The sequence below is a fragment of the Micrococcus sp. HSID17227 genome (genome assembly GCF_003989405.1).
Taxonomy (GTDB): Bacteria; Actinomycetota; Actinomycetes; order Actinomycetales; family Micrococcaceae; genus Micrococcus; species Micrococcus luteus.
In genome coordinates, this window is sequence record NZ_RBLN01000237.1 from 1 (window position 1) to 3,521 (window position 3,521).

Consider the following 3,521-nt stretch of genomic DNA (forward strand, 5'->3'; position numbering starts at 1 on the left):
TGCGAGCTGCCGGTAGGCCTTGGCGCCGTCGTGGTTCTCGGCGAACAGGGTGATGGGCGTGGCCGCCACCGTGGCGTCGGCGAACTTGATGGACCGCTTGATGACGGTCTCGAACACGCGGTCCCCGAAGCCGGCCACCAGCGAGCCCACGACCTCCTTGGAGTGCAGGGTCCGCTGGTCGAACATCGTGGCCAGCACGCCGTCGATCTCCAGGTCCGGGTTGAGCCGGTCCTGCACCTTCTCGATCGTCTCGACGAGCAGGGCGACCGCGCGCAGCGCGAAGAACTCGGCGGTCAGCGGGATGATCACGCCGTGCGAGGCGGTCAGCGCGTTGACGGTCAGCAGGCCCAGCGAGGGCTGGCAGTCGATGAGGACCACGTCGTAGTCGTCGCGGACCTGGCGCAGCGCACGCTCGAGGACCTGCTCGCGGGCCACCTCGTTGACGAGCTGCACCTCGGCCGCGGACAGGTCGATGTTGGCCGGCAGCAGGTCCATGTTCGCGAAGTCCGTGGACAGGATCGCGTCCTTCGCGGTCACCGACCGTTCCATGAGCACGTTGTACACCGTGGTGTCGAGCTCGTGCGGGTTCGCGCCCAGGCCGGCCGAGAGGGCGCCCTGCGGGTCGAAGTCCACCATGAGCACCCTGCGGCCGTAGCCCGCGAGCGCGGCGCCCAGGTTGATGGTGGAGGTCGTCTTCCCGACGCCGCCCTTCTGGTTCACCATCGAGATGATCCGCGCCGGGCCGTGCGAGGTCAGGGGCGCGGGCTCGGGGAAGTCGTGCTTGGGCCGGCCGGTGGGCCCGAGCACGGGCTCGCCGTGGATGGTCATCACGGGGATCGGTTCTCTCGAGGTCACGGCGGCGCCGGCTCCTTCCACGGTGGTCTGCACGCCCGGCCGCGGGCCGCGGCGCGCCGCGGCCGCCGTCGTCGGCGTGTCCGGATCTTCCCCCACCCTAGTGCCTGGCGTTCCCGGGACGACGGCGGCGCCGGGGACGGGCCGGTGTCCAGGCTCGTCCCCGGCGTCGCCGGTGGTCGACGGTGCGGCGTGCCGCGCGGGCCCGCCGCCTCCGTCAGCGGGCGGGGTTCCGGTCGCCGTCGGCGGCCATGGCGAAGTTCAGGCTGGAGTCGGGGTGACCCTCGTAGGCCTGCTCGGCGATCGTCGGGGACTGCTGCGGGTCGTGCGCGGCGCCGTCGTGGCCGGCCACGGTCGCCTCGTCGAACTGCAGCTCGCCGCTGAGGACGCGCCGGGCACGCTCGCCGTCGAGCTCGCCCACCCAGCGGCCGACGAGGAGCGTGGCCACGGCGTTGCCGGTGAAGTTGGTCAGGGCGCGGGCCTCGGACATGAACGTGTCGATGCCCACGATCACGCCCATGCCGCCGAGCAGCTCGGGTCGGTGCGCCTGCAGGCCGGCGGCGAGCGTGGCCATGCCCGCGCCGGTGACGCCGGCCGCGCCCTTCGAGGCGATGATCATGAAGACCAGCAGGCCGATCTGCTCGCCGAGGTTCATCTCCGCGCCCATCGCGTTGGAGACGAAGAGCGCGGCCATGGTCAGGTAGATGGCGGTGCCGTCCAGGTTGAAGGAGTAGCCGGTGGGCACGGTCACGCCCACGACGGACTTGTCCACGCCGGCGTGCTCCATCTTGGCGATCAGGCGGGGCAGGGCGGTCTCGGAGGAGCTGGTGGCGAAGATGAGCAGGTACTCCCGGCCCAGGTACTTCATGAGGGACAGGATGCTCAGGCCGGTCACGACCTTCAGGACGGTGCCGAGCACCACCACGATGAAGGCGATGCAGGTCAGGTAGAAGGCGCCCATGAGCAGCGCCATGGCGCCGATCGCGGACCAGCCCGTGGAGCCGACGACGGCGGCGATCGCACCGAAGGCGCCGATCGGGGCGACCCACATCACCATCATGAGGATGCGGAACACGACGCCCTGGATCAGCGTGAGACCACGCAGCAGCGGGGCGTCGGCCGGGCCCATCTGCTGCAGGGCGAAGCCCACGAGCAGGGCGATGAACAGGGTGGGCAGCATCGGCAGGGAGCCGGGGATGATGTCCAGCAGGAACTGGACGGTGCCGTCCACCGCGGCCGTGGGCTTGTTCGGGTCGTAGGGCGTCAGCTTGAGGCCCTCGCCGGGGTGGATGAGGTTGCCGACGACGAGGCCGACGGCCAGCGCGAACGTGGACATCGCCATGAAGTAGACCAGGGCGATGCCGCCCACGCGGCCGACGGTCGCGGCCTTGGCGATCGAGCCGACGCCGAGGACGATCGTGCAGAAGATGACCGGGCCGATCATCATCTTGATGAGGGAGACGAAGCCGTCGCCCAGCGGCTTGAGGGACTTGCCGAACTCGGGGAAGAGCAGGCCGACGGCGGCGCCCAGCACCACCGAGGCGATCACGGCGATGTACAGCCAGTGGGTGCGGTCCTTCTTCGTCGCCGGGGCCGGCGGGGCCGAGGTCTCGGCCGGTGGGGTGTGCGCCATCGGGCGTTCCGTTCTGTGCGGTGGTGGGGCGCCGCCGAGCGGTCCGCAACGGCGCGGGAGGGATGTGACCACTCTCGCGGCCCCGGGTGGTGTCGGTCACGATTGCGGTCATAGTGGTCACGGCGGCCGACGGACTGCAGGATCGTGGGGGTGGACCGGCGCGTCGCCGGCCCGAGGGAGGAGAGGCATGCGCCACCCGTGGTCGATCGCCCGGCGGATCGCCGTGGTCCACGTGGCGCTCGTGGCGGCCATCGCCCTGTTCAGCGTGTGGAGCGCCTACCTCCAGGCCCGCGAGGTGGCCCAGCGCGTCGAGGAGCGCCACGTCCAGGGCGTCACCACCCTCGTGGCGCGCGACCCCGCGCTCGTCTCGGCCCTGCGGGCCGGCGACGCCCCCGCCTTGCAGGCCGGGATCGACGGCTGGATCGCCGAGGCACAGGTCTCGTGGCTGACCGTGATGGACCCGGACGGGATGCGGTTGGCGAGCTGGCGCCCCGAGCAGGTCGGTGTCCGCTACCCGAAGCCGGTGGACGCCGTCGTCGCCGGGGACACCGTCGTGGAGCTCTCGAGCACCGGTGCGGCGGGCCGTTCGGTGCGCGCGCTCGCACCGGTCGTGGACCCGGAGGACGGCACCGTCCTGGGCGTGGTCACGACGGGCGTGCAGATCTCCGATGTCGCCATCATGGCCCAGGCCCAGATCCCCGGCATCCTGCTCGGCTCGGCCGCCGTGGCCGCCGTCGGCCTGCTCGTCGCCTGGCTCGTGGGCCGGTATCTGACAGCCCCACATCCCCGGCAGCCGCCTCGGGTCGGCGGCCGTGGCCGCCGTCGGCGTGCGCGCGGCCTGCCTCGTGGGCCGGTATCTGAACCGGGTGACGCTCGGACGCGGCCCCGAGCAGAGCGCCGAGCATTTCCTGCTGGCGGAGACGGCCATGGACTCGCTCGAGGACGGCGTCGTGGTCCTCGCCCCGGACGGGCGGGCCCGCCTGCACAACGACGCCGCCGCGCGCCTGCTCGGCTGGGAGAGCGCGGGCGAGCCTCG

The 3,521-nt window shown here is 72.1% G+C and carries 3 protein-coding genes and 1 pseudogene; 2 read left to right on the plus strand and 2 right to left on the minus strand.

Translation table 11 applies throughout. The features are described from left to right. A partial coding sequence (locus D8M29_RS10065) for a ParA family protein (RefSeq protein WP_148111574.1) occupies positions 1 to 828 on the minus strand: 828 nt, incomplete at its 3' end. A gap of 241 nt (positions 829 to 1,069) precedes the next feature. Continuing rightward, positions 1,070 to 2,485, minus strand: coding sequence for a cation:dicarboxylate symporter family transporter (locus tag D8M29_RS10070; protein ID WP_127445946.1), 1,416 nt, complete (start codon positions 2,483 to 2,485; stop codon positions 1,070 to 1,072). Positions 2,486 to 2,672: 187 nt separating this feature from the next. On the opposite strand from D8M29_RS10070, the pseudogene D8M29_RS10075 reads away from it, so the two are divergent. Together D8M29_RS10075 and D8M29_RS14230 are read left to right on the plus strand one after the other, a co-directional pair. Then, a pseudogene (locus D8M29_RS10075) lies at positions 2,673 to 3,119 on the plus strand (histidine kinase); the annotation flags it as partial. Between the two features lie 292 nt (positions 3,120 to 3,411). Then, a partial coding sequence (locus D8M29_RS14230; protein WP_238693381.1) for a PAS domain-containing protein occupies positions 3,412 to 3,521 on the plus strand: 110 nt, incomplete at its 3' end.

Bases quoted from the DNA above. Each gene is read 5' to 3' on its own strand.
- D8M29_RS10070 (WP_127445946.1), bottom strand. From the start codon at position 2,485: ATGGCGCACACCCCACCGGCCGAGACCTCGGCCCCGCCGGCCCCGGCG.